The sequence below is a fragment of the Rhizobium sp. ZW T2_16 genome, from assembly GCF_044987325.1.
Classification (GTDB): Bacteria; Pseudomonadota; Alphaproteobacteria; order Rhizobiales; family Rhizobiaceae; genus Neorhizobium; species Neorhizobium cellulosilyticum.
In genome coordinates, this window is sequence record NZ_JBJDRG010000007.1 from 1 (window position 1) to 26,564 (window position 26,564).

26 protein-coding genes, 1 tRNA gene and 1 riboswitch are annotated in these 26,564 nt (G+C 59.1%); of the genes, 16 read left to right on the forward strand and 11 right to left on the reverse strand.

What is annotated here, in order from left to right; genetic code table 11:
* Positions 1–80: 80 nt before the first annotated feature.
* From ACI3K0_RS17730 to ACI3K0_RS17745, 4 genes are all read right to left on the reverse strand, one after another.
* On the reverse strand, positions 81–476 hold the full coding sequence (locus ACI3K0_RS17730) for a VOC family protein (RefSeq protein ID WP_183829175.1): 396 nt from the start codon (positions 474–476) through the stop codon (positions 81–83).
* Between the two features lie 101 nt (positions 477–577).
* Positions 578–1,030, reverse strand: a complete 453-nt coding sequence (locus tag ACI3K0_RS17735; RefSeq protein WP_183829170.1) for a response regulator — start codon at positions 1,028–1,030, stop codon at positions 578–580.
* A gap of 171 nt (positions 1,031–1,201) precedes the next feature.
* A complete protein-coding gene (locus ACI3K0_RS17740; RefSeq protein WP_404945847.1) occupies positions 1,202–3,028 on the reverse strand; it encodes an ABC-F family ATP-binding cassette domain-containing protein in 1,827 nt (608 codons plus the stop codon).
* 9 nt (positions 3,029–3,037) lie between these two features.
* Positions 3,038–3,694 carry a thiamine diphosphokinase gene (locus ACI3K0_RS17745; RefSeq protein WP_404945848.1) on the reverse strand — a complete coding sequence of 219 codons (657 nt, stop codon included), beginning with the start codon at positions 3,692–3,694 and terminating at the stop codon, positions 3,038–3,040.
* Between the two features lie 123 nt (positions 3,695–3,817).
* Positions 3,818–3,895: riboswitch (SAM riboswitch) on the forward strand.
* Between the two features lie 62 nt (positions 3,896–3,957).
* Between ACI3K0_RS17745 and metA the strand changes: the two genes are divergently transcribed.
* Entirely contained in the window at positions 3,958–4,878 is a 921-nt protein-coding gene (gene metA / locus ACI3K0_RS17750; protein WP_148147766.1) for a homoserine O-succinyltransferase, read from the forward strand.
* 118 nt (positions 4,879–4,996) lie between these two features.
* A complete protein-coding gene (locus ACI3K0_RS17755; RefSeq protein ID WP_404945849.1) occupies positions 4,997–6,019 on the forward strand; it encodes an aldose epimerase family protein in 1,023 nt (340 codons plus the stop codon).
* Between the two features lie 129 nt (positions 6,020–6,148).
* Here ACI3K0_RS17755 and ACI3K0_RS17760 read toward each other — a convergent pair whose 3' ends face one another.
* The gene (locus ACI3K0_RS17760) at positions 6,149–6,385 is read right to left on the reverse strand and encodes a hypothetical protein (RefSeq protein WP_404945850.1); all 237 of its coding nucleotides are present in this window, start codon (positions 6,383–6,385) and stop codon (positions 6,149–6,151) included.
* A gap of 187 nt (positions 6,386–6,572) precedes the next feature.
* Positions 6,573–6,647: transfer RNA gene (locus ACI3K0_RS17765), tRNA-Gly, on the reverse strand.
* A 255-nt stretch (positions 6,648–6,902) separates the two neighbouring features.
* Here ACI3K0_RS17765 and ACI3K0_RS17770 point away from each other — a divergent pair.
* The 4 genes from ACI3K0_RS17770 to ACI3K0_RS17785 all read left to right on the forward strand — a co-directional run bounded on the left by ACI3K0_RS17770 (position 6,903) and on the right by ACI3K0_RS17785 (position 9,733).
* Complete coding sequence (locus ACI3K0_RS17770) at positions 6,903–7,412, forward strand: prolyl-tRNA synthetase associated domain-containing protein (protein ID WP_404945851.1); 510 nt, start codon at positions 6,903–6,905, stop codon at positions 7,410–7,412.
* Positions 7,413–7,474: 62 nt separating this feature from the next.
* Positions 7,475–8,479, forward strand: coding sequence for a thioredoxin (gene trxA / locus ACI3K0_RS17775; RefSeq protein ID WP_404945852.1), 1,005 nt, complete (start codon positions 7,475–7,477; stop codon positions 8,477–8,479).
* 105 nt (positions 8,480–8,584) lie between these two features.
* Positions 8,585–9,262 (forward strand): LON peptidase substrate-binding domain-containing protein, encoded by a 678-nt coding sequence (locus ACI3K0_RS17780; RefSeq protein WP_183828588.1) that lies wholly within the window; start codon positions 8,585–8,587, stop codon positions 9,260–9,262.
* A 282-nt stretch (positions 9,263–9,544) separates the two neighbouring features.
* Positions 9,545–9,733, forward strand: coding sequence for a Trm112 family protein (locus tag ACI3K0_RS17785; RefSeq protein ID WP_112505770.1), 189 nt, complete (start codon positions 9,545–9,547; stop codon positions 9,731–9,733).
* A 153-nt stretch (positions 9,734–9,886) separates the two neighbouring features.
* Here the strand turns inward: ACI3K0_RS17785 and ACI3K0_RS17790 are convergent, their stop codons facing one another.
* The gene (locus ACI3K0_RS17790) at positions 9,887–11,101 is read right to left on the reverse strand and encodes a ubiquinone biosynthesis hydroxylase (protein WP_183828585.1); all 1,215 of its coding nucleotides are present in this window, start codon (positions 11,099–11,101) and stop codon (positions 9,887–9,889) included.
* An 87-nt stretch (positions 11,102–11,188) separates the two neighbouring features.
* On the opposite strand from ACI3K0_RS17790, the gene tesB reads away from it, so the two are divergent.
* From tesB to ACI3K0_RS17820, 6 genes are all read left to right on the forward strand, one after another.
* Complete coding sequence (tesB, locus tag ACI3K0_RS17795) at positions 11,189–12,067, forward strand: acyl-CoA thioesterase II (protein WP_246436412.1); 879 nt, start codon at positions 11,189–11,191, stop codon at positions 12,065–12,067.
* A 207-nt stretch (positions 12,068–12,274) separates the two neighbouring features.
* A complete protein-coding gene (locus tag ACI3K0_RS17800; protein WP_183686359.1) occupies positions 12,275–12,625 on the forward strand; it encodes a P-II family nitrogen regulator in 351 nt (116 codons plus the stop codon).
* Between the two features lie 28 nt (positions 12,626–12,653).
* Entirely contained in the window at positions 12,654–14,015 is a 1,362-nt protein-coding gene (locus ACI3K0_RS17805) for an ammonium transporter (RefSeq protein WP_148147774.1), read from the forward strand.
* Between the two features lie 208 nt (positions 14,016–14,223).
* Positions 14,224–16,920, forward strand: coding sequence for a DNA translocase FtsK (locus tag ACI3K0_RS17810; RefSeq protein ID WP_183828582.1), 2,697 nt, complete (start codon positions 14,224–14,226; stop codon positions 16,918–16,920).
* Between the two features lie 105 nt (positions 16,921–17,025).
* Positions 17,026–17,673, forward strand: coding sequence for an outer membrane lipoprotein carrier protein LolA (locus tag ACI3K0_RS17815; protein WP_206828017.1), 648 nt, complete (start codon positions 17,026–17,028; stop codon positions 17,671–17,673).
* 105 nt (positions 17,674–17,778) lie between these two features.
* On the forward strand, positions 17,779–18,579 hold the full coding sequence (locus ACI3K0_RS17820) for an exodeoxyribonuclease III (RefSeq protein WP_183828576.1): 801 nt from the start codon (positions 17,779–17,781) through the stop codon (positions 18,577–18,579).
* A gap of 257 nt (positions 18,580–18,836) precedes the next feature.
* Here the strand turns inward: ACI3K0_RS17820 and ACI3K0_RS17825 are convergent, their stop codons facing one another.
* Positions 18,837–19,292 carry a cyclic nucleotide-binding domain-containing protein gene (locus ACI3K0_RS17825; protein ID WP_183828573.1) on the reverse strand — a complete coding sequence of 152 codons (456 nt, stop codon included), beginning with the start codon at positions 19,290–19,292 and terminating at the stop codon, positions 18,837–18,839.
* Entirely contained in the window at positions 19,293–19,973 is a 681-nt protein-coding gene (locus ACI3K0_RS17830) for a response regulator transcription factor (RefSeq protein ID WP_112453880.1), read from the reverse strand.
* Positions 19,974–20,109: 136 nt separating this feature from the next.
* On the opposite strand from ACI3K0_RS17830, the gene ACI3K0_RS17835 reads away from it, so the two are divergent.
* Positions 20,110–20,673 carry a L,D-transpeptidase gene (locus tag ACI3K0_RS17835; protein ID WP_183828570.1) on the forward strand — a complete coding sequence of 188 codons (564 nt, stop codon included), beginning with the start codon at positions 20,110–20,112 and terminating at the stop codon, positions 20,671–20,673.
* 61 nt (positions 20,674–20,734) lie between these two features.
* Here the strand turns inward: ACI3K0_RS17835 and leuC are convergent, their stop codons facing one another.
* A complete protein-coding gene (gene leuC, locus ACI3K0_RS17840; RefSeq protein ID WP_148147780.1) occupies positions 20,735–22,144 on the reverse strand; it encodes a 3-isopropylmalate dehydratase large subunit in 1,410 nt (469 codons plus the stop codon).
* 351 nt (positions 22,145–22,495) lie between these two features.
* On the opposite strand from leuC, the gene ACI3K0_RS17845 reads away from it, so the two are divergent.
* Together ACI3K0_RS17845 and ACI3K0_RS17850 are read left to right on the forward strand one after the other, a co-directional pair.
* Positions 22,496–23,521, forward strand: a complete 1,026-nt coding sequence (locus ACI3K0_RS17845) for a sensor domain-containing diguanylate cyclase (protein WP_148147782.1) — start codon at positions 22,496–22,498, stop codon at positions 23,519–23,521.
* Positions 23,522–23,640: 119 nt separating this feature from the next.
* Entirely contained in the window at positions 23,641–24,948 is a 1,308-nt protein-coding gene (locus ACI3K0_RS17850; RefSeq protein ID WP_183828567.1) for an MFS transporter, read from the forward strand.
* A 60-nt stretch (positions 24,949–25,008) separates the two neighbouring features.
* On the opposite strand, the gene rplS is transcribed toward ACI3K0_RS17850, so the two are convergent.
* The gene (gene rplS / locus ACI3K0_RS17855) at positions 25,009–25,545 is read right to left on the reverse strand and encodes a 50S ribosomal protein L19 (protein ID WP_148147784.1); all 537 of its coding nucleotides are present in this window, start codon (positions 25,543–25,545) and stop codon (positions 25,009–25,011) included.
* Positions 25,546–25,809: 264 nt separating this feature from the next.
* Here rplS and ACI3K0_RS17860 point away from each other — a divergent pair, with 264 nt between their 5' ends.
* Positions 25,810–26,559 carry a sulfite exporter TauE/SafE family protein gene (locus tag ACI3K0_RS17860; protein ID WP_183828564.1) on the forward strand — a complete coding sequence of 250 codons (750 nt, stop codon included), beginning with the start codon at positions 25,810–25,812 and terminating at the stop codon, positions 26,557–26,559.
* Positions 26,560–26,564: the final 5 nt, after the last annotated feature.

Sequence of the window (26,564 nt, forward strand, 5' to 3'; positions counted from 1 at the left end):
CGACGCGTCCAGGTTAGCCCTCCCCCTTGTGGGGAGGGTTGGGAGGGGGCTTTTATCGGTGAGCCGCAATTGCCAGTGGATCACCCACCAGACATGTCCATATACATGACTTCCCAGACATGGCCGTCGAGGTCCTGGAAGCTGCAGCCGTACATCGGGCCCATTTCCATATTGGGCTTCCACTCCGCGCCGCCGGCGGCAAGCGCCTTTGCCTTGAAGCCGTCAACCTCGTCGCGGCTCGATGCGGAAAGGCAGTTCAGCACCTCTTTCGTCTTCCTGGCGTCGGAGATATCGCCATTGATGAACATGCGGAACTTGTCGTGGGTGAGAAGCATCACGTAGATCTGCTCGCTGACGACCATGCAGCTTGCGGTGTCATCGGAAAAATCGGGGTTCTTGGTGAAACCGAGCGCCGTGTAAAACGCCGTGGAAGCCTGAAGATCCGCCACCGGCAGGTTCACGAAAATCATCCGCATGTCGATATTCCTCCTTGATTATGGACGCCATCAGCTGGCGCCCTTCCTCCAAGGACGAAAGATGCGGCACGGATTCGACAAGTCCATGCAGGAATTTTGACTCAGTTTGCGTTTCCGCGAAAAACCTTGAGTTCGCGGGGAACGATGGCCATGCCGCCGAGGCGGTTGGCGATCGCATAACCGATCGTCTGTTCGACTACTTCAGGCCTGACGGGTTTGGTCAGAACGCCGAGCGTTCCTTCTACGCCATCCGCGATATCTTCCGGATTGCCGGTCATGAATACGACCGTGAGGCCATATTGTTCGGCAAGTTCGCGGCCGATTTCCGGTCCCGTCCGGCCATCGGCGAGATTGACATCGACGAGCGCGATATCCGCATGGGCTGCGAGCGAAAGCGCGTGCTTGCGGGCATTCGCCAGCCCCACGACCTTCAGGCCCATGTTCTCGATCGTGTCGGCCACGTCGAGCGCAATCAGAAACTCATCCTCGATAATCAATACGCGCTGATTCATCGCCTCATTTGCCAGCCGACGACGCGATACACTTGTCAGCATTGGACATCTCCAGAGTTCATCTCGGTTTTGCCGGTTGCATGTTTTAGCAACCTGACACGCACCAAACGCGATGAATGTCGGGATTGTTCCGGGGCGAGACACTGATTTTCTTGATTAAATATTTGTTAAGGCTAACAAATATTTAATTTTCGAATGCCTGGCGCATCGTGCTCAGCCCTCGATTTCCTCGCGCAACATTTCCAGCTCCAGCCATTCCTCCTCCATTTGGGTCAGCTTTTCGCGCAGCTTTTCCATTTCGGCAGCCAACTTGTTGAAGCTTGCCGGGTCCTTGGTGAAGAGGTTGGGATCGGCCATTTTCTTTTCTCGCAGAGCGATCTCGGCTTCGGCCTTTTCCATTTCCTTGGGAATATTCTCCAGCGCGAACTTCTGCTTGTAGGAGAGCTTTCCCTTGGCTTTGGGCGCGTCGGAGGAAGAGGCTGCGTTTTCGGCCTTTGGCTTTTCGGCTGCTTTCTCCGCCTTTTTCCGCTCTTCCTGCGCGCCCTTGCGCTGCGCCAGCATGTCCGTGTAGCCGCCGGCATATTCGATCCAGCGGCCATCGGGCGCATCCGGGGCGGCGGGTGCGATGGTCGAGGTCACTGTGCGATCGAGAAAATCGCGGTCGTGGCTGACGAGGATGACGGTGCCGTTATAGCCAGCGACGATTTCCTGCAGCAGGTCCAGCGTCTCGATGTCGAGATCGTTGGTCGGTTCGTCGAGGATCAAGAGGTTCGAAGGCCTTGCCAGCATGCGGGCCAGCATCAGACGGGCGCGCTCGCCACCCGACAGGTTCTTGATCGGCGTGCGGATCTGTTCAGGCTGGAACAGGAAATCCTTCATGTAACCGGCAACATGGCGCTGTTCGCCGTTGACCAGCAGGGTCTCGCCGCGGCCGTCAGTCAGATAATGGGACAGGGTATCCTCGGGATCGAGGTCCTCGCGCTTCTGGTCGAGGGTGGCGATTTCCAGGTTGGTGCCGAGCTTGATCCAGCCGCTGTCAGGCTCCAGCTGGCCGGTCAACATCTTCAGAAGTGTCGTCTTGCCGGCGCCGTTCGGGCCGACGAGACCGATACGGTCGCCGCGATGGACGCGGATCGAGAAGGGCGCCACGATCGTGCGCTCCTCGTAAGCCTTGGTGATGTTTTCGGCTTCGACAACCAGCTTGCCGGACTCGCGACCCTCGGCAACCGAGGCCTGAACGCTGCCCTGCGGTCCGTTATGGCCGCGATAGCTCGCGCGCATGGCCTGCAATTCGCCAACACGGCGCATGTTGCGCTTGCGTCGTGCGGTGACGCCGTAGCGCATCCAGTGCTCTTCGCGCTCGATCGCCTTGCCGAGCTTGTGCTGTTCGATCTCTTCCTCTTCGAGAACCTGATCGCGCCAGGCTTCGAAATGGCCGAAACCTCGGGAAAGCCGGCGGGCGGTGCCGCGATCGATCCAGACCGTTGCATTCGAGACTTTTTCGAGGAAACGACGGTCGTGGCTGATGACCACAAGCGCGCTGCGCGTCTTGCGCAACTCGTCTTCCAGCCATTCGATGGTGGGCAGGTCGAGATGGTTGGTCGGCTCGTCGAGCAGAAGGATATCGGGTTCCGGCGCCATGACGCGGGCAAGTGCTGCGCGGCGCGCTTCGCCGCCGGACAGCCGGTTCGGATCTTCCTCGCCGGTCAGGCCCAGATGTTCGAGCAGATAGGTGACACGATAGGGATCGTCGCCCGGACCGAGGCCCGCTTCGGCATAGGCCTGCACGGTCGAATACCCGGCGAAATCGGGAGCCTGTTCGAGATAACGGATCGTCGCAGATGGATGACGGAAAACTTCGCCCGACTGCGCCTCGACCATGCCGGCCGCGATCTTCATAAGTGTCGACTTACCCGAGCCGTTACGGCCGACGAGGCAGATGCGGTCACCCGGTTCCACCTGCAGGCCTGCGCCGTTCAGCAGCGGCGCGCCGCCGAAGCTCAGGAAGATATCGTCAAGCTTGAGAATGGGAGGTGCCATGAGGACCGTTTATGCTCCGGAAAAATCGTGGGGACGGGCAAGGATCATCGCCTTGCCGCTCTTTAGATGGAATTCGACCGGCCCTTCCGCAACATTCGAAATCGTGCGGGATGAACCGAAAGGCAGCGAGAAATCCTTCAAGGGATATCTTGCGCCCAAAATGTCGAGGCCCGACAGGGCGGAAAAGCCGAGGACGGAAAACAGCGCGTCCTTGGGGAGGTCGATCGCTTTTTTGCCCGGCAGAAAGGGAATGGCCTCTTCATCACCCGAGGCGAGAAGTATGTCGAAGCCGCGTTCGGCAAGGCTCATGGCAAGCAGAAGATGCTGCAGCGCGTGGTCGGAACGCTCGCCGCCAAGTGCGCCGATCAGGATCAGACGCTTTGCGCCGCGTTCGATCGCCTCGGCCGTGGCAATCTCGCCATCGGTCTCGTTCTTGGCCAGTGGATAAGTCTTTCGCTCCACCTCGGGAAAACGGGCGATCAGGTCTTCGTCGGAAGAGTCGAAGTCGCCGACCCAGAGTTCCGGTATCACACGAAGCCCGGCCGCGTGGCGCATGCCACTATCTGCGGCAATCACACGGCTTCCCGCGATCGCGTTTCTTACGCGATCGGTGACGACAAGATTGCCGCCGAGCAGGATTGTGAAGGTCGAATTGGCCATGGGCATTGCCCATAGCGCAAAGGGTAGCGGAAGGGAAACAGTGCATATGCCTATTTCAGTCGCGCCATGGTGGCGTCAGGTCAAATTTGCTCCCATTGACGGAGGCTCCCGCAAGGATTATCTGATAAACCGAACTTCCGTGGTGATTTGGCCGGCCGGCTTGCAGCCACGTTAAAAAAGTCGCTAAAGGGCCGCGAGAAGTTAGACTTCACTTCCCACGGGCCGGTTGCGATTTTTCGTTGCCGGCTTTTTGTTTGTGGGGCCTTACTATGCCGATCAAGATTCCCGATACGCTTCCAGCGTTTACCACCCTCGTTTCCGAGGGCGTGCGCGTCATGACCGAAACGGTCGCCGTGCGCCAGGACATTCGTCCGCTGCAGATCGGGCTTCTCAACCTCATGCCGAACAAGATCAAGACCGAGGTGCAGATGGCGCGCTTAGTCGGCGCTTCGCCGCTGCAGGTGGAGTTTTCGCTGATAAGGCTCGGCACGCACAAGGCGAAGAATACGTCCGAGGAACATCTGCTCTCCTTCTATCACACCTGGGAAGAGGTGAAGGACCGCAAGTTCGACGGGTTCATCATCACCGGCGCGCCGGTGGAGCAGATGGACTACGAGGATGTGAGCTATTGGGACGAGATGCGCCAGATCTTTGACTGGACGACGACCAATGTGCATTCGACGATGAATGTCTGCTGGGGCGCGATGGCGGCGATCTACCATTTTCACGACGTGCCGAAACATGCACTCACTGAAAAGGCTTTCGGCGTTTACCGTCACCGCAATCTTGCGCCGGCCTCGGTTTATCTCAACGGCTTTTCCGATGATTTCCAGGTGCCGGTGTCACGTTGGACAGAGGTGCGTCGCGAGGATGTCGAGAAGAAGTCCGATCTGGAAATCCTGATGGAATCCGACGAGATGGGCCTTTGCCTCGTGCATGAGAAGAAGGGTAACCGTCTCTACATGTTCAACCACGTCGAATATGATTCCACCTCGCTGGCGGACGAATATTTTCGCGACGTGAATGCCGGTATCCCGATCAAGATGCCGCATGACTATTTTCCGCATAACGACGATACGCTGACGCCGCAGAACCGGTGGCGCAGTCATGCGCATCTTCTGTTCGGAAACTGGATCAACGAGATGTACCAGACGACCCATTACGACATGGACAAGATTGGCACCGAATAGGCGCTTGGTGTGGCTTCTGGGGCGGCGTCGGGAAAAGACGCCGCGCGTCGCCGTTTCCCATTGCGGGACCTTGCCAAATCGCGCAGTTTGCCGCCGATAAAAACGGCGGAGGAAACTCATGGCAGGGCAGGCATTCGAGGTGTTCGGCACCACGCAGGACGGGGAGCCCGTCTATCGTGTCCAGATCAGCGGCGGCGGGCTGACAGCCAATGTGATGACCTGGGGTGCGGTCATTCAGGACCTGCGCCTTGAAGGGCATGATGCGCCTTTGGTGCTCGGTTTCGACGATTTTGCCTCCTATCCGGCCTATTCACCCTATTTCGGTGCCACGCCCGGCCGTTGCGCCAACCGGATCGGCGATGGAAAATTCTCGATCGATGGCCGCGATTACCAGCTCGAACTGAACGAGCGCGGTGTCACGCATCTGCATGGCGGCTCGGACGGCATGGGAAAGCGCAACTGGATGATTGTCGAACATCAGTCCGACAGGGTGGTGCTTTCGATTACCGATGCCGATGGGCGCGCGGGTTATCCCGGCAATTGCACGGTGACCGCGACCTACCGGTTGAAGGCGGATGGCGTGCTCTCGGTCATCTATGAAAGCGTGTCGGACCAGCCGACGCCTGCCAATATCTGTCAGCACTCCTATTTCAATCTCGACGGCCGCGAAGACATATTCGGCCACGAGATCATGATTGCCGCCGACAGGATAACGGATGTCGATGCAAGGCTGGTTCCGACTGGCAAGCTCAACGACCTGAGCGGCTCGCCCTTTGATCTCAGGCAGATGGGCCCGGTGCGTCGCACGCTCGAGGATAGTCGCCAGGTGCCGTTTGACCATAATTACTGCCTGTCGAACGAGCGCGTGTCCAAGCGATCGGTGGCGCTGGTGCGCAGCCTCTATTCAGGCGTCTCGATGGAAGTGAGGACCACGGAACCGGGCGTGCAGTTTTATGCCGGCGTGATGGTCAATGTGCCGGTGCCGGGCTTCGATGGCCGCAAATACGGAAACTATGCCGGCTTGTGCCTTGAAACGCAGGTCTGGCCGGATGCCGTCAATCATGCGAATTTCCCGAACGCGGTCTTACGTCCGGGCGAAGTGCTGCGTCAGGAAACGGATTATGTGTTTTCGAAGAGTTGAGGCGGCGGGGCGGGTTCTTGTGTGACTGAAGCAAGTGCGTGTCGCCTGCTCGGTTCACCGCAAGACCGTTAGCCGCTTTCAGCCGCGTTGCGCTCCCTGTTTGCGGGCAGCACACAGTGTTCCGGTGAATTATGCGGCGATATCGGTAGTTTCACCATGCTGGGAAATGAGGCGGGGTGATGCCATGTCGCCGGTTTCCTCATCTACCATCACTGCATAGGCAGCGACACCCACTACACGCGATGCCATGGCAGCGGCAATCTTTTCTGCGGATACTGCGTTTGACGCCTGACGCATTTCGCCCGGCACGATGTTGCCGCGATTCTTCTTGAATTGCAGGACGATGAATTTTTCCGCGTGGGCCATTTGGATATCCTTGTTCGTTCCCACTTTGTTCTGCTTTGGGCGAATAAGTCAATCGGCAATCTAGAAAGATTTTCCTGAGGCGGGTCAGAGAAAAGATCAAAAATGGCTGGATCTACAAGAAAATGTTATGCGTCAGGTTTGATCCGACGCTTCATCAGCCTGATTGCTTTTTTTCCCTGGGAGGGACTGGAGCGGGCGAAGGGGTTCGAACCCTCGACCCCAACCTTGGCAAGGTTGTGCTCTACCACTGAGCTACACCCGCTCATCAATCCGTCGGTCCGTGTGGTAGTTCGGAACCGGCTGGTCAGTGGCTCGTTGCCGCCGACGAGGCGCTATATGGCCCAGACGATTTTCAAATGCAACAGAGAAATGACGATCCGGGCAAAGATTTTTTCATTTTCCGCTAAGTCCCTTGCTTTGCAGGGGTTTTGGCTTTCGGTGATTATGTGGAGAATGGCTTGGAGGTGGACGGGCTTATCTTTATAGTTCGCATCTCCCGCTAATCCCGATCCCGGATGTGACCGAAAATATGCCAAAGACAGCCGCCGATCTGTTCGCTTTTCTCGACAGTCTCGACATTTCCCACACAACGAAACAGCACAAACCGGTTTTCACCGTAGCCGAATCGCAGGAGCTGAGAGATCAGATTCCCGGCGGGCACACCAAGAACCTGTTCGTGAAGGACAAGAAGGACCAGTATTTCGTCCTGACGGTCGAGGAGCATGCGGTGGTGGATCTCAAGACGGTTCACAAGGTGATCGGCGCGTCGAGCCGTGTCTCGTTCGGCAGACCGGAGATGATGCTCGAATATCTCGGCGTCGTGCCGGGTTCGGTGACGGTGTTCGGCGCGTTTTGCGACACGGACAGGAATGTCACCTTTGTGCTGGATGAAGACCTGATGAAACACGAGGTCGTCAACGGCCATCCGCTTTCCAATGATGCGACGACATCAATTGGACGAAACGATCTCATCCGTTTTCTGGAGGCGACCGGTCACACGCCGCTTGTCTTGAAAGTTACAGACTGACATACGATGTTTCGGGCAGACAATTAAAAGGGTTCACACCCTGATTTCCCGGGAGAACATCCATGAGCGGCAACGATAATCCCTACGCTGGATCTTACGGCGCCGGATCCTATGGCGGCGGATATGGCAGCCAGACGGCAAGCTTCGGTTCGCCCGCTGCCAGCCCCGCGCCTGAAGCCACGGCAGCAGGTGGTTACGTGAGCGACACCACGACGGCCGGCTTTGCCAAGGATGTTCTAGACGAATCGCGCCGCCAGCCGGTTCTTGTCGATTTCTGGGCGCCCTGGTGCGGTCCGTGCAAGCAATTAACTCCGGTGCTCGAGAAGGCGGTCAACGAAGCCCAGGGGCGCGTCAGGCTGGTCAAGATGAATATCGACGATCATCCGTCGATCGCCGGCCAGCTCGGCATCCAGTCGATCCCCGCGGTCATTGCTTTCGTCGACGGCCGTCCGGTCGACGGTTTCATGGGTGCGGTTCCTGAAAGCCAGGTCAACGAGTTCATCGACAAGGTTGCAGGCCCGGCCGGTGCCGATCAGGCAGCCGAGATCGAGGCGATCCTCGGTGAAGCGGATGGCCTGCTTGCCGCGAGTGACATCGAGGGAGCAGCGCAGCTTTATAGTGCCGTGCTGCAGGCCGATCCGGAAAACGCCAAGGCTGCCGCCGGCATGATGCAGTGCCTGATCGCCATGGGCGAAACGGAACGTGTCGGCCAGATGCTCCAATCGCTGCCTGAAGAGATGGCGGCCGATCCGGCGATCCAGGCGGTTTCCAAGAAACTCGACCAGATCATCGAAGCCCGCAAGCTCGGCGATCCCGTGGCGCTGATGCGCGAACTGGAAGCCAATCCGGACGACCATGCGGCGCGGATGAAGCTTGCGAAAATCCTCAACGTTCAAGGCGAGCGTGAACAGGCGGCCGACCATCTTCTGACGATCATGCGCAAGGACCGGACTTTTGACGATGACGGCGCGCGTCGGGAACTTTTGCAGTTCTTCGAGGTTTGGGGTCCGAAGGATCCCGCGACGATTGCAGCCCGTCGCCGTCTTTCGTCCATCCTCTTTTCCTAAACAATACGTTATCCACTGCCGCCGGTCTTGCGATCGGCGGTTGGAGCCCCAGATATCGGGTTATAGACCTGTAATCAGGAGCAGTCTGCGGGAGGTGCCGAACCGATGCACGTGGGAAACGCGCGGTACGTAAAACGTGAAGATCTGCCGGAAGTCATGCCGGTGTTTCCGCTGACTGGAGCGCTTTTGCTTCCGGGCGGCCAGCTTCCGCTGAATATCTTTGAACCGCGTTATCTTGCCATGTTCGATGCGGCCCTTGCCGGCGACCGGTTGATCGGCGTTGTGCAGCCTTCCCTGCTGGAGCCATCGGATGCGTCCGATCCGTTGCGGCCAGCGCTTTCCTCCGTCGGATGCCTGGGGCGTATCACTTCTTTCGCGGAGACCGGCGACGGGCGCTATATCCTTTCGCTCAGCGGTGTGTGCCGTTTCCGGCTGCTGGACGAAGCAGACGATAGTCAGCCTTATCGAATGTTCCGGTTCGCCCCTTTCATGAGCGATCTGTCGGAAGAGGATGACGAGGCCTCCGTCGACCGGCGGGAACTGCTGCGGGTGTTCAGGGCCTATCTCGACGCCAACAAGCTGGAAGTGGACTGGGATAGCGTCGGGCGCGCGGGCAATCGCACACTCGTCAATTCGCTATCGATGATGTCGCCTTTCGGTCCGGCGGAAAAGCAGGCGCTGCTCGAAGCGCCGGATCTTAAGACGCGGGCGGAAACGCTGATCGCGATCACGGAAATCATGCTGGCAAGAGGGCTGGCGGATACCGATACGATTTTACAGTGAGGCCTCAGAGCCTTTCCTGGTTAAATTGAAGCGTTCTGCCGGAGCAGGTTTTCGTCAGGGCAAAGGCGATTGGCGAAGGGCATACCCGAAGGTACGGTCGAGCCGATCGCCTTTGATCCTGGCGGAAAGATGCCCGGCCCTTCGGGTTGGCTGAAACGGGCCGCCTAGTCGTCCGGCCGGCTTGGCCGTATGCTTTGGCTACGACTCGCGCCGGCCGGACGACTATCCGACTCCGTTTGAGCCAACAGAACGTTTCAATTTAACCAGGAAAGGCTCTAAGTGGTGGACGAAAAGCTCAGCAATGTCGATCCGAAGCTGCTCGATCTGCTCGTGTGCCCGCTGACAAAGGGCACGCTTTCGCTGGATCGCGAGCGCAACGAACTGGTCTCGGAAGGCGCGCGTCTCGCCTATCCGATCCGTGACGGTATTCCGATCATGCTGGTGTCCGAAGCGCGGAAGATCGAGGACTGACGTTTCCTATCGCTCTTCGTCGTCCTCGGGTTTAACCCGAGGATGTCCCGAGGATCTGCTGGGCTTCGATTTTTTGCGACGTGATTAGATCCTAGGGACAAGCCCTAGGATGACGGCAATGTACGTTGGCTTTGCCTGTGATCGCTGCGCTACTCAAATCTGCTCGCCGGCCAGAAGCTTCGGGTTTCCTTCCGCGCCCGTTCCGGCTGCCTGAGTGATGAAGAAATCCTTCAGTTTCGGCATGCGCTCGACGAGGCCGAGGCCGAAATCGCGTGCGATGCGGATCGGAGTGATGTCGTTGGAGAATAGCCGGTTGAGGACATCAGTGGTGACGCCCATGCGGAACGTGTCGAAGCGGCGCCAGGACTGGTAGCGCTCCAGTACGTTGAGCGAGCCGATATCCAGACCCAGTCGATCGGCCTCGACAATGGTCTCGGCAAGAGCTGCGACATCCTTGAAGCCGAGATTGAGGCCCTGGCCGGAGATCGGATGGATGCCGTGGGCCGCATCGCCAGCAAGGGCGAAACGCGGGGCGACGAAGGCGCGTGACAGGGTGAGGCCGAGCGGAAAGGCCTTGCGGCCGCCGACAACTGTCAGTTCGCCGAGCTTGTGGCCAAAGCGGCGCTGCAATTCGTCCTCGAAGATCAGATCATCGGAGGCGATCAGCCTTTCCGCATCGTCCGTCCGTTCCGTCCAGACCAGAGACGAGCGGTTGTTCGGTAGGGGAAGGATGGCGAAGGGGCCGGAGGGCAGGAAATGTTCTTCGGCCACGCCTTCATGCGGACGCTCATGGGCGACGGTCGTGACAATACCCGACTGTCCGTATTGCCAGTTGACTGTGCGGATGCCGGCCATGTCGCGCAATTTCGAGCGCACGCCATCGCAGGCGACGAGCAGCTTGGTCTCGATGGTGGAGCCGTCTGACAGCGTGACGGTCGTGCTGGTGTTCGTGGTCGTGAAAGCAGTAGCGGAAAGGCCGTGGCGGATGGCGATCCCCAGCCGTTCTGCGGCTCCCCTTAGTGCTCTCACCATTTCGACATTCGGCACCATGTGGGCGAAGGGTTTGCCTTCCTCGATCTCGCCGTCGAAGGTGAGGAAAACCGGGCGCACGGGATCGGAGGTGCGGCTGTCGGTGACGATCATCCGATTGATCGGCTGGGAGTGGACGAGGATATCGTCCCAGACGCCTAGTACGTCGAGCATCTTGCTGGCAGCCGTGATGATCGCGGAGGCGCGCTCATCCTTCTCCCATACATGCGCCGGAGCCGCTTCCACGACTTCGATGTTGAGGTGCGGGGCGGCCTGCTTGACCGCGACTGCTGCCGCCAAGCCGACATATCCCGCTCCGACCACCATCATGTCCAGCATCTCACAGGCTCCCGTCAGTCTTGTGGTTGTTGATGGGGTGGATATAGATCATCCGGTCGTCGCTTCCTATTGCCGGAGTTCGTAAAAATGTCAGGTTCGCGCCCTAACCCGATGGAACAGCTCATCAAGACGCTCGATCTGGAGCAGCTGGAGCACAATCTTTATCGCGGCACGAGCCCGGATATCGGCTGGCAGCGCGTGTTCGGTGGACAGGTGATCGCGCAGGCGCTGGTGGCGGCGCAAAGAACGGTCGATGCCGATCGATTCGTTCATTCGCTGCATGCCTATTTCGTGCGTCCTGGCGATCCGAGCGTTCCGATCGTCTATCAGGTGGAGCGGCTTCGTGATGGCGGCAGCTTTGCCACGCGCCAGGTGCAGGCGATCCAGCATGGGCGGGCGATCTTCACCCTGTCCTCATCGTTCCAGCGGGATGAGGAGGGCTATGAGCATCAGATCGCCCTGCCGGATGTGCCGGCACCGGAGGAGCTGATGGACGAGGCCGAGTTCAAACGGATTTTCCTGCCCAAGGCGCCGGAAGCCATTCGCCGCTATTGGGAGCGGCCGCGCCCGATTGAGCTTCGCCCTACGTCGCTCAAGCATTACCTGACGACGGAGAAGCTGGAGCCGCTTCAGGATGTCTGGGTTCGCACGGTCGGTGATGTGCCCGGCGATCGTGGCTTGCAGGCGGCCATCCTTGCCTATCTCTCCGATATGACGCTGCTCGATGCCTCGCTTTATCCGCACGGCACCTCCGTTTTCGATCCGCGCCTGCAGGCAGCAAGCCTCGATCACGCCATGTGGTTCCACAGGCCCATTCGGTTCGACGAATGGCTGCTTTACAGTCAGGACAGCCCAAGCGCTTCCGGCGGCAGGGGAATGACGCGTGGCAGTCTCTACACGCGCTCAGGAGTGCTGGTGGCGTCCGTGGCTCAGGAAGGTTTGATTCGTAAAAAGGCAAATGAGTAATTTTTGTGCGAAAAATTTAAAATGCACAGAAATTCGGCGTCTTTATGGCGCTCGCTTGCCTCATTTATGAAGCCTCGGATTTCTATCTTTATTTTTCAATAACTTAAGAGCCTTTCGAAACTGGCACGCCCTTTGAATGTAGATGCTCAGTCGCAGGCTTTACTGCCGGTGATGAGGAGAGTCGGCTTTGGCCGAAATAAACAAAGGATGGGAAGCCAGATGAAAATCGTGATGGCCATTATCAAGCCGTTCAAGCTGGATGAGGTGCGCGAAGCACTCACGGCTGTCGGTATCCAAGGCCTGACCGTCACCGAAGTCAAAGGTTACGGACGCCAGAAGGGACACACCGAAATCTATCGCGGCACCGAATACGCCGTCAGCTTTCTGCCTAAGCTGAAGATCGAGATCGCGGTTTCCGCAGATCTCGTCGAGAAGGCTGTCGAGGCGATCGCTTCTTCTGCGAAGACCGGCCAGATCGGGGATGGCAAGATCTTCGTCTATTCGATCGAGCAGGCCGTGCGCATCCGTACCGGCGAAACCAATACCGAAGCGCTCTAAGCACGGCTTACAGGGGAGTTTTCAAACCATGCAATTGACCAAGATTTCCAACCTCGGACGCATGGGCGCAGCTGCTGCAGCCCTGTTTGCGCCGGTTGTCGCTTTCGCGCAGACCGCTGCAGCACCCGCTGCCGAGGCTGCTGCTGCCGCTCCAGTTCCGGACAAGGGCGACACCGCCTTCATGTTCCTCTGCACCCTTCTGGTGTTCTTCATGATCATGCCGGGCATTGCGCTGTTCTACGGCGGTCTCGTCCGCTCGAAAAACATGCTCTCCGTGCTGATGCAGTGCACCGTGATCGGTTCCTCCATCATGCTCGCCTGGGTCATCTACGGTTATTCCTTCGCCTTCGGCGGCGGCACCTCTGCCTTCTGGGGCGGTACGGCCAAGATGTTCCTCTCCGGCGTCACGATCGAGTCGACGGCTTCGACCTTCTCGGATGGCGTCGTCATTCCGGAATTCATCTTCATGCTGTTCCAGATGACGTTTGCGGCCCTGACGCCGGTTCTGATCGTCGGCGCCTTCGCCGAACGCATCAAGTTCTCGGCTGCCGTGCTCTTCTGCCTGCTCTGGGTCACCTTCGTCTACTTCCCGATCGCACACATGGTCTGGGACGCAAACGGCCTGATCTTCGGCTGGGGCGCGCTTGACTTCGCCGGCGGCACCGTCGTTCACATCAATGCGGGTCTTGCAGGCCTCATCGGTGCGATCATGGTCGGCAAGCGTACCGGCTTCGGCAAGGACATGATGGCTCCGCACTCAATGACGCTGACGCTCGTCGGTTCCGCCATGCTGTGGCTCGGCTGGTTCGGCTTCAATGCCGGTTCGAACCTCGAAGCTTCGGGCGGTGCGATGCTCGCAACCGTCAACACGTTCCTGGCAACCGCTGCTGCCGTCGTTTCCTGGTCGGTCGTCGAAACCTTCACCCGCGGCAAGGCTTCGCTGCTCGGCGCAGTTTCGGGCATGATCGCAGGTCTCGTCGCCATCACGCCTGCTGCCGGCATTGCCGGTCCGATGGGCGCGATCATCATGGGTCTGCTCGTTTCGCCGATCTGCTACTTCTTTGTCTCCGTCATCAAGAACAAGTTCGGTTATGACGACACGGCCGACGTGTTCGGCGTTCACGGGGCAGGCGGTCTCTTCGGCGCTCTGGCAACCGGCATCTTCGCATCCTCGTCGCTCGGCGGCATCGGTTATGCCGAAGGCGTCACCATGGGCGGCCAGTTCATGACCCAGGTCTGGGCTGTCGTCGTCACCATCCTGTGGTGCGGTATCGGCTCGATCATCCTCTACAAGGTTGTCGACCTGATCGTCGGCCTGCGCGTTCCGGTCGAAGCCGAACGCGAAGGTCTCGACCTCGCTGCACACGGCGAATCCGCATATCACAGCTAAGAGGCAAGGCCGTTTCAACCGGCCTGATTCTTCACCACAATCAGATGGCTCGGCCTGGCGCCGGGCCATTTTCGTCTTTGGAAGCGGCCTGTGGATCATGTGGTTAAAGCTGCGTTAACCATCCCCGCGTTACCTTGTCTTGGAATTGTGCGACGGCCATTGCCGGATTGCGCACCTTATTTCGTTTCACAGGTGGCGGGCAGATACGATGAGCAGAAGCAGTTCGGCGGCATTGGCAAACCGGTCAACCCGCTCAGTTCTCAGCTCTTTCGTGCTCCGGCAGGCGCTTGCGCTGATCGGCTTCGGTATTTTCCTGGGCCTTGCGCTTGCCGTTGCGGCGCTTGCCACCTGGAATGTCGCCGACCCGAGCTTTTCCTACGCTACCGATAATCCCCCCACCAATCTTCTAAGTTTCGGCGGTGCGGCCTTTGCCGACCTGATGATGCAGTTTCTCGGCCTTGCCGGGCTCATCGCGCTTCTGCCTGTGCTTTCCTTTGCGCTGGCGCTGATCTCCGGCCGTCGTTTCGATCGCATTCCGGCGCGTATCGCCGCCTGGGGCGGTGGAACGCTGCTGGCTTCGGCTACGCTCGGCTGTTTTCCCGCGCCGCAGACATGGCCGATCCCGAACGGTATCGGCGGCGTTATCGGAGACATGATCCTGCGGTTTCCGGCACTGTTTGTCGGCGCCTATCCGACCGGCATGGTCGCTATGGTGCTGGGCGGCATCTTCACCGTTCCCTGCATCTGGCTGATGCTGTTCGCCTCCGGTCTCGTCGGTGATCCGCTCGAGCTGGATGTGGAAGAGGAAGACGACGACAAGCCTGTTGCGGCCGTCGTCTCTCGCGCGCGGCGCGACGAGGAAGACGAAGAGGAGGATGACGGCGGGTTCCTTGAACGCTTCCTGCCGCTCGGCCTTGCCGCGCATTATTGGTACATTACCCAGGCCCGTCTGCGCCGTATGGTGGGTATGAAGCCGCGTACGCGCCAGGCTTACGACCAGCCTTACGATTTCAACGAGGACGAGTTCGGCAAGCTGAACGAGCCCGTGCGGGCAAAGGCTGCCGGTGGCGACACGCGCCGGACGGAGCCGTCGCTCGACGGCGCTGGTGAACGGGTTTCCGGCAATCCGCGCCGGGTGGTTTCCGCTCCGCCGATCTACGGCCATGACCACGATGATGATCCGCCATTCGACATGGACGACATCCCCCGCCGTCCGTCCGGCATTCTTGCCGATGACGAGGATGATGACGACGCTCCGTTCCTGGCATCGCGTACACCTCAGGCCGGTGGCCGTTCTGCACGTGTCACGCCTGCAGCTCCCGCGCCGAAGCCTAGTGCACGCGTCTCGCGCGATGCGCAGGGCTCGTTTATTCGTCCGGACGGTTTTCAGCTTCCTTCGGTCCATCTGCTCACCGAGCCGAAGGCCATTGCACGTGATGCATCGCTTTCGGCCGATGCGCTGGAACAGAATGCCCGCATGCTGGAAGGCGTGCTGGAAGACTTTGGCGTCAAGGGCGAGATCATCCATGTGCGCCCCGGCCCGGTCGTGACGCTTTACGAACTGGAGCCGGCGCCAGGTATCAAGTCTTCCCGCGTCATTGGCCTGGCGGACGACATCGCTCGCTCGATGAGCGCGATCGCCGCCCGTGTCGCGGTCGTTCCGGGTCGCAACGCGATCGGCATCGAATTGCCGAACCGTACCCGCGAGATGGTCTATCTGCGCGAAATGATCGGTTCGAAGGACTTTGAAGGCAGCAAGGCAAAGCTTGCCATGGCGCTCGGCAAGACGATCGGCGGGGAGCCGGTCGTAGCCGATCTTGCCAAGATGCCTCACCTTCTCGTCGCTGGTACCACCGGTTCGGGTAAGTCTGTCGCCATCAACACGATGATCCTGTCGCTTCTCTATCGCTATACACCGGAGAAGTGCCGCCTGATCATGATCGACCCGAAGATGCTAGAACTTTCCGTCTATGACGGGATTCCGCATCTGCTTTCTCCGGTCGTGACAGATCCGAAAAAGGCCGTCGTTGCGCTCAAGTGGACCGTCCGCGAGATGGAAGAGCGCTACAAGAAGATGTCGAAGATTGGTGTTCGCAATATCGACGGCTTCAATTCCCGCGTTGAACAGGCGAAGGAAAAGGGTGAGATCCTGACCCGCACCGTGCAGACCGGCTTCGACCGCCAGACGGGCGAAGCAATGTACGAGACGGAAGAGTTCGATCTCGATCCGATGCCCTATATCGTCGTCATCATCGACGAAATGGCCGACCTGATGATGGTCGCCGGCAAGGATATCGAAGGCGCCGTGCAGCGTCTGGCGCAGATGGCGCGTGCGGCCGGCATCCATGTCATCATGGCAACGCAGCGTCCGTCGGTCGACGTTATTACCGGTACGATCAAGGCGAACTTCCCGACGCGTATTTCCTTCCAGGTGACGTCGAAGATCGACAGCCGCACGATCCTCGGCGAACAGGGCGCCGAACAGCTGCTTGGTCAAGGCGACATGCTCTACATGGCCGGCGGCGGGCGCATCCAGCGCGTTCACGGTCCGTTTGTTTCAGACAATGAGGTGGAAGAAATCGTCGCCTACTTGAAAACTCAAGGGTCGCCCCAATATCTCGAAGCGATCACGGCCGACGATGAGGATGAAGACGGCGGCGGTGGCGGCCCTGCGGGCACCTCCAATCTGTCGGATTCGGATGACCCGTACGATCAGGCCGTTGCTGTTGTGTTGAGAGATGGCAAGGCTTCGACCTCCTATGTCCAGCGGCGTCTCGGTATCGGCTACAACCGTGCCGCTTCGCTGATCGAGCGGATGGAGAAGGAAGGGCTGATCGGTCCGGCAAACCACGCCGGCAAGCGCGAGATCCTCGTGCCGACCGAGGCCGACATTATCGAGCGCTAGTCGCGGGTAAGTCTTTCGTGATCGTGTCGGCTACGGCTTGCCAAGCCGCCGGCAAGTCATCATGACGCCGCGTTTGCGGCCCAGTGCATTTGGATGGAGACCAGAATGACCAAAGAAAAAACAGCTCTTTCCATCCGGATTGATCGTAGACAGTTTTCCGCAGGCCTGTTCGGCCTTGCCGCTTCCGCATTTCTGCCTGTGGCGGCTTCCGCACAGAGCGGTGGCGGCGCGGCTGCGCAGAAGATCGCCGACCACTTTTCGTCCGTGAAGACAATGATGGGCGAGTTTGTGCAGTTCGGCCCGCGCGGCGAGCAGACGGGCGGAAAATTCTATATCGAACGTCCCGGCAGGCTGCGTTTCAATTTCGAAGATCCATCGCCGCTGCGCGTGATTTCCGATGGAAAAAATGTCGTTGTCGGCAATATCAAACTGAAGACCTGGGATCTCTATCCGCTTTCAAAGACACCTTTGACGCTGCTTCTGGCAGACCGGATCGATCTTTCCAACGATGCCGTGCGCGGCGTGAAAGAAGAGAGCGATCTCACCACGATCGTGCTCGGTAACAAGACGATCTTCGGCGATTCGACGATCACCATGATGTTCGACAGCAAGACCTATGACCTGCGCCAGTGGACGATCACCGACAATCAGGGCAAGGATACCTCGGTGATGATTTATAACGTCAAGACAGGCGTCAGCCTCGACGAGAAGGTGTTTGCGATCGACTATGCCGAGGTTCGCGGCCGGGGGTAAATTTCACATCATCGGGCTATCTGAAGGGCTGCGACATTCGCGGCCCTTTTTGCTTCTCATGATTCCCGAAATGGCCTAGACCTCGACCGACAATCGAGGTTTTCCATGACATTCTCCCTGACCACCTGGAATATCAATTCGGTACGCCTGCGCATGCCGATCGTGCAGCAGTTCATCGTCCGCAACCAGCCGGACATTCTATGCCTGCAGGAAATCAAGTGCCAGGAGCCGGAGTTCCCGTATCAGCCGCTCAAGGATCTCGGCTACGAGCATATCATCGTGCATGGCCAGAAGGGTTATCACGGTGTCGCCATAGCCTCGAAGATCCCGCTTCTCGAGGATCATCGCCAGAACTATTGCGGCATGGGCGATGCCCGGCATATTTCGGCAATCTTCGAGCGCGGCTCGCGTCGCATCCGCCTGCATAATTTCTATGTCCCGGCCGGTGGCGACGAACCGAACCGGGAAATTAATCCGAAATTCGGCCACAAGCTCGATTTCGTCGAGGAGATGAAGGCGCTGAAGGCGGATATGCCCGGCGTGTCGTCGATCCTTGTCGGCGATCTCAACATCGCGCCGCTCGAGCACGACGTCTGGTCGCACAAGCAGTTGCTCAAGATCGTCAGCCACACGCCGGTCGAGACGGACGGGATGAAGGACGTGATCGCCAAGGGCGGCTGGCTGGACCTGATGCGCCAGTTCACGCCGGAGCCGGAGAAGATCTATACGTGGTGGAGCTACCGCGCCAAGGACTGGGAAGCCGCAAACAAGGGCCGTCGCCTGGACCACGTCTGGTCCTCGCCGGAGCTTGGGCCATTCCTCGAGCGGATCGATATTTTGAAAGAGGCTCGCGGCTGGAACCAGCCGTCGGACCATGTGCCGGTGACGGCGGTGTTCAAGTTCTGAGGCTGGCAGGCTTGTGTCTGGATCCTCGGGTCAAGCCCGAGGATGACGGAGGAGGGGGGCATTGGTGCCCAAATCAAGCGCCCTGCCAGATATAAATAGGAAATGCACTGCGTAAATTTCCTGGTGTCTCGCGGTGAGCGAGCATATTTCCATTATTGAAGCCTGCTTTGGGCATATCATCGGTCCAACACTCGTTATCCTCGGGCTTGACCCGAGGATCGAAACACAAGCGCTGTGAGAGCGTAAGAGGCGGCGCTTTACCGGAACCGGTGTTCCATCGCCGCAGCCGCCTTGGCAAGCCCGGCGATATTTTCCCGGATACGGGTTTCGATCAACCGACCGACCTGCGGGTATTCTTCCAGCAGGCGCTGAAAAAGCTGGCGGCTGATTTTCATCACTTCGGCATCGGAAGCCGCAACGGCGGTGAATTTACGTTCTACCATCGTCACCAGCGCCAGTTCGGACAGAAGCGTGCCGGGACCGACCGTTTTTTGGTGGCGGATATCGCCAAAGCGGTCGGCTGCATAAAGCCCGATCTGCCCCCTGGCGACGATATAGGCTGCTTCTGCGGGAGAGCCTTCGCGAAAGAGTTCCTGCGTTTCGGCAAGCGAACGGCGTTCCGCGCCAAAGGCGATCAGACGCAGCTGATCGCCATCCAGTTCGCGGAACAGCGGAACGCTTGAAAGAAGCTTTATATCGTCGTTCAGTGCCATTTACGGGACGATCTTGTAGCCACCGTTTTCGGTCACGAGGATCTCGGCGTTGGACGGGTCGCGTTCGATCTTCTGGCGAAGACGGTAGACATGGGTTTCTAGCGTGTGTGTGGTGACGCCGGAATTGTAACCCCAGACCTCTTCCAGTAGCACATCGCGGGTAACAACCTTCTGGCCGGCGCGGTAAAGATACCGGATGATTGCCGCTTCCTTTTCCGTCAGGCGGATCTTCTTGCCGTCGTCAGTGGTCAGCAGCTTCTGGCTCGGCTTGAAGATGTAGGGGCCGACAGTGAAGGTCGCATCCTCGCTCTGCTCGTACTGGCGCAGCTGTGCGCGGATACGGGCGAGCAGGACGGCAAAGCGGAACGGCTTGACGATATAATCGTTGGCGCCGGCTTCGAGGCCGAGGATCGTGTCACTGTCGGTGTCATGGCCCGTGAGCATGATGATCGGCGCCTTGAAGCCGTTCTTGCGCAGGAGCTTGACGGCTTCGCGGCCATCCATGTCGGGAAGGCCGACATCCATGATCAGAAGGTCGACCTGCGCCGTCTTGGCCGTGTTCATGGCCTTGGTGGCATTCTCCTCCTGCAACAGCGAAAACTCGTCGTACAACGACAATTGCTCGACCAGCGTCTCGCGCAGGTCGTTGTCGTCATCTACCAGGAGTATCGTTCTTGCCATACAGCTCTTGCCTTTCGTGTCGCCCGTTTTTCGTCCGTGTTGTCGGAATCTAAGCGTATTTAGGGCTCCCCGATGTAAAGCCCAAGATGCTATGATTTCAAACAAAATGATATTCAAAGCAAAACCTCGTGAGAAAATGCCGCTTTTCCGTGTGCAAAAGTCCAAAAAGCAATCCGTCGTGACCGTCCGGACTGCGCCTCGCAACCGGCAAAGGGCGATTGTCTCGTTCAAGGGAATCACTTTGCAGGCCGCGATCGGTGGTTCCGGCACTTCCGCCTTCAAGCGGGAAGGGGATGGGGCGACGCCGATTGCGGCCATGAAGCTGATTTCCGGCTTCACCCGCGGCGAGCGGATCAGGCTGCCGCAGACGCCGCTTTCGATGCGGCGAATATCCGGAGACATGTTGTGGTGCGACGAGCCGAAGCATGCGGTCTATAACCGGCTGGTCACTCAGCGCGTGGGGGCACCGTTCAAGCCGAGCCATGAAGAAATGAAGCGGACGGACGGGCTTTATGATGTCTGTCTGGTGATGGATTGGAACATTACCTCTCGCAAGCGCTACGGCGGCTCGGCAATCTTTTTTCATCTGATCAAGCCGGGTTATCAGCCGACGGCCGGGTGCGTGGCGGTTCATCCGCGCGACATGAAGCGGCTGTTGCCGCATCTGCGAAAAGGGACGTTAGTGAAGGTTCTGGGGTAGTCCAAAACAAAATGCCCGGCACTTTGGCCGGGCATCTCAAACGTCATTCAACGAAAGCAGTTTATTTCCAGTCGCGGATATCGACGAAGTGTCCTGCCACGGCCGCCGCCGCCGCCATTGCAGGCGAGACGAGGTGGGTACGGCCCTTGTAGCCCTGGCGACCTTCGAAATTGCGGTTCGAGGTGGAGGCGCAGCGCTCGTAGGGGCTGAGACGGTCGTCGTTCATTGCAAGGCACATCGAGCAGCCCGGCTCGCGCCATTCGAAGCCGGCATCCTTGAAGATCACGTCGAGGCCTTCGGCTTCCGCCTGTTCCTTGACGATGCCGGAGCCCGGCACGATCATGGCGGAAACGCTGGAGGCCACCTTCTTGCCTTCGACCACCTTTGCGGCGGCGCGCAGGTCTTCGATGCGACCGTTGGTGCAGGAGCCGATGAAGACGCGATCGACGGTGATGTCAGTCATCTTCGTGCCCGGCTTCAGGCCCATGTAATCCAGTGCGCGCCATTTCGACGTGCGCTTGTTCTCATCCTGGATTTCGTCCGGATTCGGCACTGTGCCTTCGATGGTCGTGACGTCTTCCGGCGAAGAACCCCAGGTGACGATCGGCGGCAGGTTTGCGGCATCGAGGACGACGACCTTGTCGTAATGAGCGCCTTCTTCGGTGTAGAGCGTCTTCCAGTAGTCGAGTGCCATGTCCCAGGCCTTGCCCTTCGGGGCGCGCGGCTTGTCCTTGATGTATTCGAAAGTCGTCTCGTCCGGCGCGATCAGGCCGGCGCGAGCGCCGCCTTCGATCGTCATGTTGCAGACGGTCATGCGGCCTTCCATGGACAACGACCGGATCGCCTCGCCGGCGAATTCGATAACGTGGCCGGTCCCGCCGGCGGTACCGATCTCGCCGATGATGGCGAGGATGATATCCTTGGCGGTGACGCCTTCCGGCAGTTTGCCATCGACACGCACCAGCATGTTCTTGGCCTTCTTCTGCACCAGCGTCTGGGTGGCGAGAACATGCTCGACCTCGGATGTGCCGATGCCGTGCGCCAATGCGCCGAATGCGCCGTGGGTGGAGGTGTGGCTGTCGCCGCAGACGATGGTCATGCCCGGCAGGGTGAACCCCTGTTCCGGTCCGACGATATGGACGATGCCCTGGCGGACGTCCTTTTCGGAGTAGTATTCAACGCCGAAATCACGAGCGTTCTGGGCAAGCGCCTCGACCTGGATGCGGCTTTCCTCGTTCTTGATGCCTTCGTGGCGGTCGGCCGTGGTCGGGACGTTATGGTCGACCACGGCGAGCGTTTTTTCGGGGGCGCGGACCTTGCGGCCGGCCATGCGCAGGCCTTCGAAAGCCTGCGGCGACGTCACCTCGTGAACCAGGTGACGGTCGATGTAGAGAAGACAGGTGCCGTTTTCGTCCTGAGAGACGACGTGGTCGTCCCAGATCTTGTCGTAGAGGGTGCGAGGTGCGCTCATGGCTGCCATTCCGTTCGAGAACAGTTTTTTGAAAAGGGGGATTTGTCGCGGCAAAAGCGTGTGCCGCAGCACGGGTCGCGTTTAAGCGACCGTCAGCTAAGTCGGCTGTTGAGAGCGCCGGATACGGATGCGAAGAAGCGTGCCGGCAGACGCTTGTGGTCTTGCAGCACGATAAATTTGTTCGCGAGGCATCCGAATTTCGATCCCATGGCCGGTCTATTACCAGTTTTTTAGAGGGACGGCAATTGCTTCGATTAGGGGCGCATGGCACAAGCGACGGGCAGTTAAAGCTCTTTTTTTGTGTCCTTATTTGCATGCGGCGGCGGTGATGAGGACAACGAGGAGGTGCGTATGGCACTTACAGCCCAGCTTCCTGCCAATGAAGCTGATCGTCTGCTTTCCGTCCGGGGGCTGATTTCGGTCGATGGCAATGCGACGTCTGAACTTTCCACGCTCGTGCAACTGGCCAAGGATGTTTTCGGCACCCCTTGTGCTGCGGTCAATATCATAGACGAGGACTGGCAGCGGGTTGCCTGCCAGGTAGGTAGCATTCCGATCGGTGAATGCAGTCGAGAAGATTCCGTCTGCTCCCGCGTGGTTTATGCCAACGAAGTCGTCGTGGTGCCCGACCTCAGCCGGCACCCGGAATTCCGAAGTTTTCCCGCAATTCAAGGGGCTCCAGGTTTCCGGTTTTATGCCGGTGCTCCGGTATCGCTGGAGCCTGATCTTCCGGTCGGTTCGTTCTGCCTACTCGATGTCGAGCAGCGGGACCTTACCGATGTCGAGATTCGCAACCTGCGCCAGTTTGCCGATGTAGCAAGCGGTCTCCTGCGGCTGCAGAAGGCGAATTTCATGATGGAGTTTGCCGAGGAAAAGCTGAAGCTTGCGGCCATGACCGATCCGCTGACCGGTTTTTACAACAGGTCGGCATTGGTCTCGTTGATCGACGTGATGCTCGCCAACGCGCTTTCCTCGCAGCAGGGGTTCGGCGTGCTTTATCTCGACATGGACGGTTTCAAGCAGATCAACGACAAGCTTGGGCACCATGCGGGCGATCAGGTTCTGACCCATGCTGCCAAGCGGATCAGCGAGTGTGTGCGGGCGCAGGATGTGGTCGTGCGCATGGGCGGTGACGAGTTTGCGATCTTCGTGCCCGATCCGCCGGATGTCGCAGCGCTTTCCGAGCTTTCCGAATCCCTGCTCCAAGAGTTTCGCCGGCCTTTCGTCGTTGACGACAACATCGTCACCGCGCGTCTCAGCATCGGCGCTGCTCTCGCGCCGGAGGCGGGGTCGGAGCGGCTGGGTCTCTTAAAGGCCGTAGATGAGGCGCTTTATCAAGCCAAGGAAGCGGGCCGCGACCGGTTTGTGCTGCGGTAATCCTGCACGGGGCAACGGCTTCCTCGTCTCAAAGAGGCCTGCGGTCTCTTGCCGCATCCAGTGATGCACCTAATTTCCTCCCCACAGATCAGACACGGCTGCTGGCCGGGGAGGAAATCTTGGTCTCTGAAAGCAATACGATCTCTAAGATCACCTGGCGGCTGATGCCGCTTCTCGGGGTCCTGTATCTCATTGCCTATATCGACAGGCAGAACGTGAGTTACGCGAAGCTGCAGATGGTCGATTCACTCGGGATGAGCGAATATGCCTATGGCCTCGGCGCCTCGCTGTTCTTCATCGGCTATTTCATCTTCGAGGTGCCGGCCAATCTCTTCCTGACCCGTTTCGGGGCGCGAATCTGGTTCACCCGGATCATCGTGTCCTGGGGGCTGGTGACGATCGCGCTGGCCTTCACCCAGAACATGACGATGTTCTACATCCTTCGCTTTCTGCTCGGTGCCTGTGAGGCGGGGTTCTTTCCGGGCGTGCTCTATCTGCTGACGCTCTGGTTTCCGAAAGATTATCGCGGTCGCATGGTCGGCCTGTTCATGATCTTCAGTGCGCTCGCAAATGCGGTCGGCGCGCCGCTCGGCGGCATGCTGCTCGATCTCGATGGCACACTGGGGCTTGAGGGATGGGAATGGGTGTTTCTCGCGACCGGCATTCCCGCCGTCATCGCCGGCGCCTTCACCTTCTTCTATCTCGACGACACGCCCGAAAAGGCAGAGTTTCTGACGATTGACGAGAAGCAATGGCTGAAAGATCGGCTGGCGCAGGAAAATGCTGGAATGGACGAGGATGCGGGCCACGGCTTCAAGGCGCTGATCAATCCGCGCGTGCTGTTGATGGCCCTCTGCTTCATCGGCTTCCCGCTGGCGGCCTATGGCCTGAGCTACTGGCTGCCGACGATCGTCAAGGGTTTTGGCGTATCGAACACGACCAACGGCTTCATCAACATCATTCCCTGGCTGATCGTCGCCGTCGCGCTTTGGGTGGTTCCTTCGGCTGCCGATAAGACCGAGAAAAAGACGCCTTATATTGTGGGGCCAGCGTTTGTCGGTGCCGCGGCCCTGGCGGCTTCCGTCCTGGTGACCTCGCCCTATCTACAGTTCGCTTTCCTCTGCATTGCCGCAGCGGGCATCTTTGCCGGCCAGCCGGTGTTCTGGAGCCTGCCGTCACGCTTTCTGAAGGGAGCCGGGGCTGCGGCTGGGCTGGCTGCGATCAACTCGGTCGGCAATCTCGGCGGCTTCATCGCGCAAAATGTCGTGCCCTGGATCAATGACGCGACGGGCAGTAACATCCTGCCAATGTTCTTCCTGGCGGCATGCCTTGCTGTAGCGGGTGTGCTGGTGATCATCGTGGGCCAGATGCTCGGGCGCGAGACGAAGGACGTGCCGCCGTCGGCACATGCGGACGGTCCACGCTAGTCGCACAAACAAAAAAGGCGACCCGAAGGTCGCCTTTTTCTCATGCCGTAACCGGCAATCTTATTCTGCAGAAGCTTCTGCTGCCTTTGCTGCTTCTTCAGCAGCCTTTGCTTCAGCGGCTTCCTGTGCTGCCTTTTCGGCGGCCAGTGCCTGTGCTGCTGCAATCTTTTCAGCTTCAATGCGTGCCTTTTCCTCGGCAACTGCGGCGCGCTCGGCGTCGTTCAGCTTACGGGCGCGGGTGCCGGTGTTCTCGACGATACGAGCCGACTTGCCGCGACGATCGCGCAGGTAGTACAGCTTGGCGCGACGGACCTTACCGCGGCGAACGATTTCGACGCCTTCGACGAGCGGCGAGTAAACCGGGAATACGCGCTCAACACCTTCGCCGTAGGAGATCTTGCGAACGGTGAAGCTCTCGTTGATGCCGCCGCCTGAACGAGCGATGCAGACGCCTTCGTAAGCCTGTACGCGGGTACGGGTACCTTCCGTCACGCGAACGTTGACGCGGACCGTGTCGCCCGGGGAGAATTCAGGAAGCTTGCGCTGAGCTTCGATCTTGGCTGCCTGTTCGGCTTCCAGCTGCTGGATGATGTTCATCGGTCAAACCTTTTCAGTTCTTCTGAAACAGCCAGAGCGCCTCCCGTCCTTGGTCACCTCATCCGAGGGCCTCGCGACGTGCCTTGTGGGCTAGCGAATTCGCCATTCTTTGTTGCTGGTCGACGGGAGTTTTCCCATTTCCGCGCCGGCCAATACACCAATACGGGGCGTTTGTCATCCCGCAGTCGCAATTTTTGTCGCGGGCATCGTTGCTGCCTTGCTCAGAACGGGATATCTGGATTTCCGGGAAGAGGAAATTGCGAAATGACAATAATGATGATTCTGCTGCTGGCCGCGGCGGGGTTTCTGTCGGGTGCTGTCAACGCGATTGCGGGCGGCGGCACGTTTCTTACTTTCGGGGTGATGACGCTCGCCGGCATTCCGCCAATCTCGGCCAATGCCACGTCATCGATCGTGCAGTTTCCAGGGTATGTGACATCGACGATCGCCTATCGAGCGGAAATTCTGCATCGATGGCGGAGCATTGCCGTGCTGGGCGTCGTGTCGCTTGTGGGAGGGCTCGCCGGCGCTCTGATCCTGCTGTCGCTCGACAATCCGTCCTTCCGCGCGCTCGTGCCGTGGCTGCTTGCTGCGGCGACGGCAATTTTTGCGGCAGGACCCTTGCTCAAACCGAAGGTTTCTTCCGAGGAGCATAGCGCCAATAGTGTTTCCAGCATCGTCGGCCAGTTTTTCAACGCGATCTATGGCGGGTTCTTCGGTGCCGGGATGGGGATCATGATGCTGGCGGTGCTTGGGCTCACGACCGGTGGCACCTATCATCACCTCAATGCGATGAAGAACCTGTTTGCCATGCTGATTGCCGGCGTGGCGATCGTTGTCTTCATCAGTGGCGATGTGGTGGCATGGCCGGAGGCGCTGGTGATGATCCCGGCAGGTGCACTCGGTGGTTATTCCGGCGTCTGGCTGGCGCGTCGCGTGCCGCAGGCAGTGCTTCGCTGGTGCGTGGTCGCGGTGGGATCGGCGCTGACGGTCTATTATTTCGTAACCGGGTGATAGTG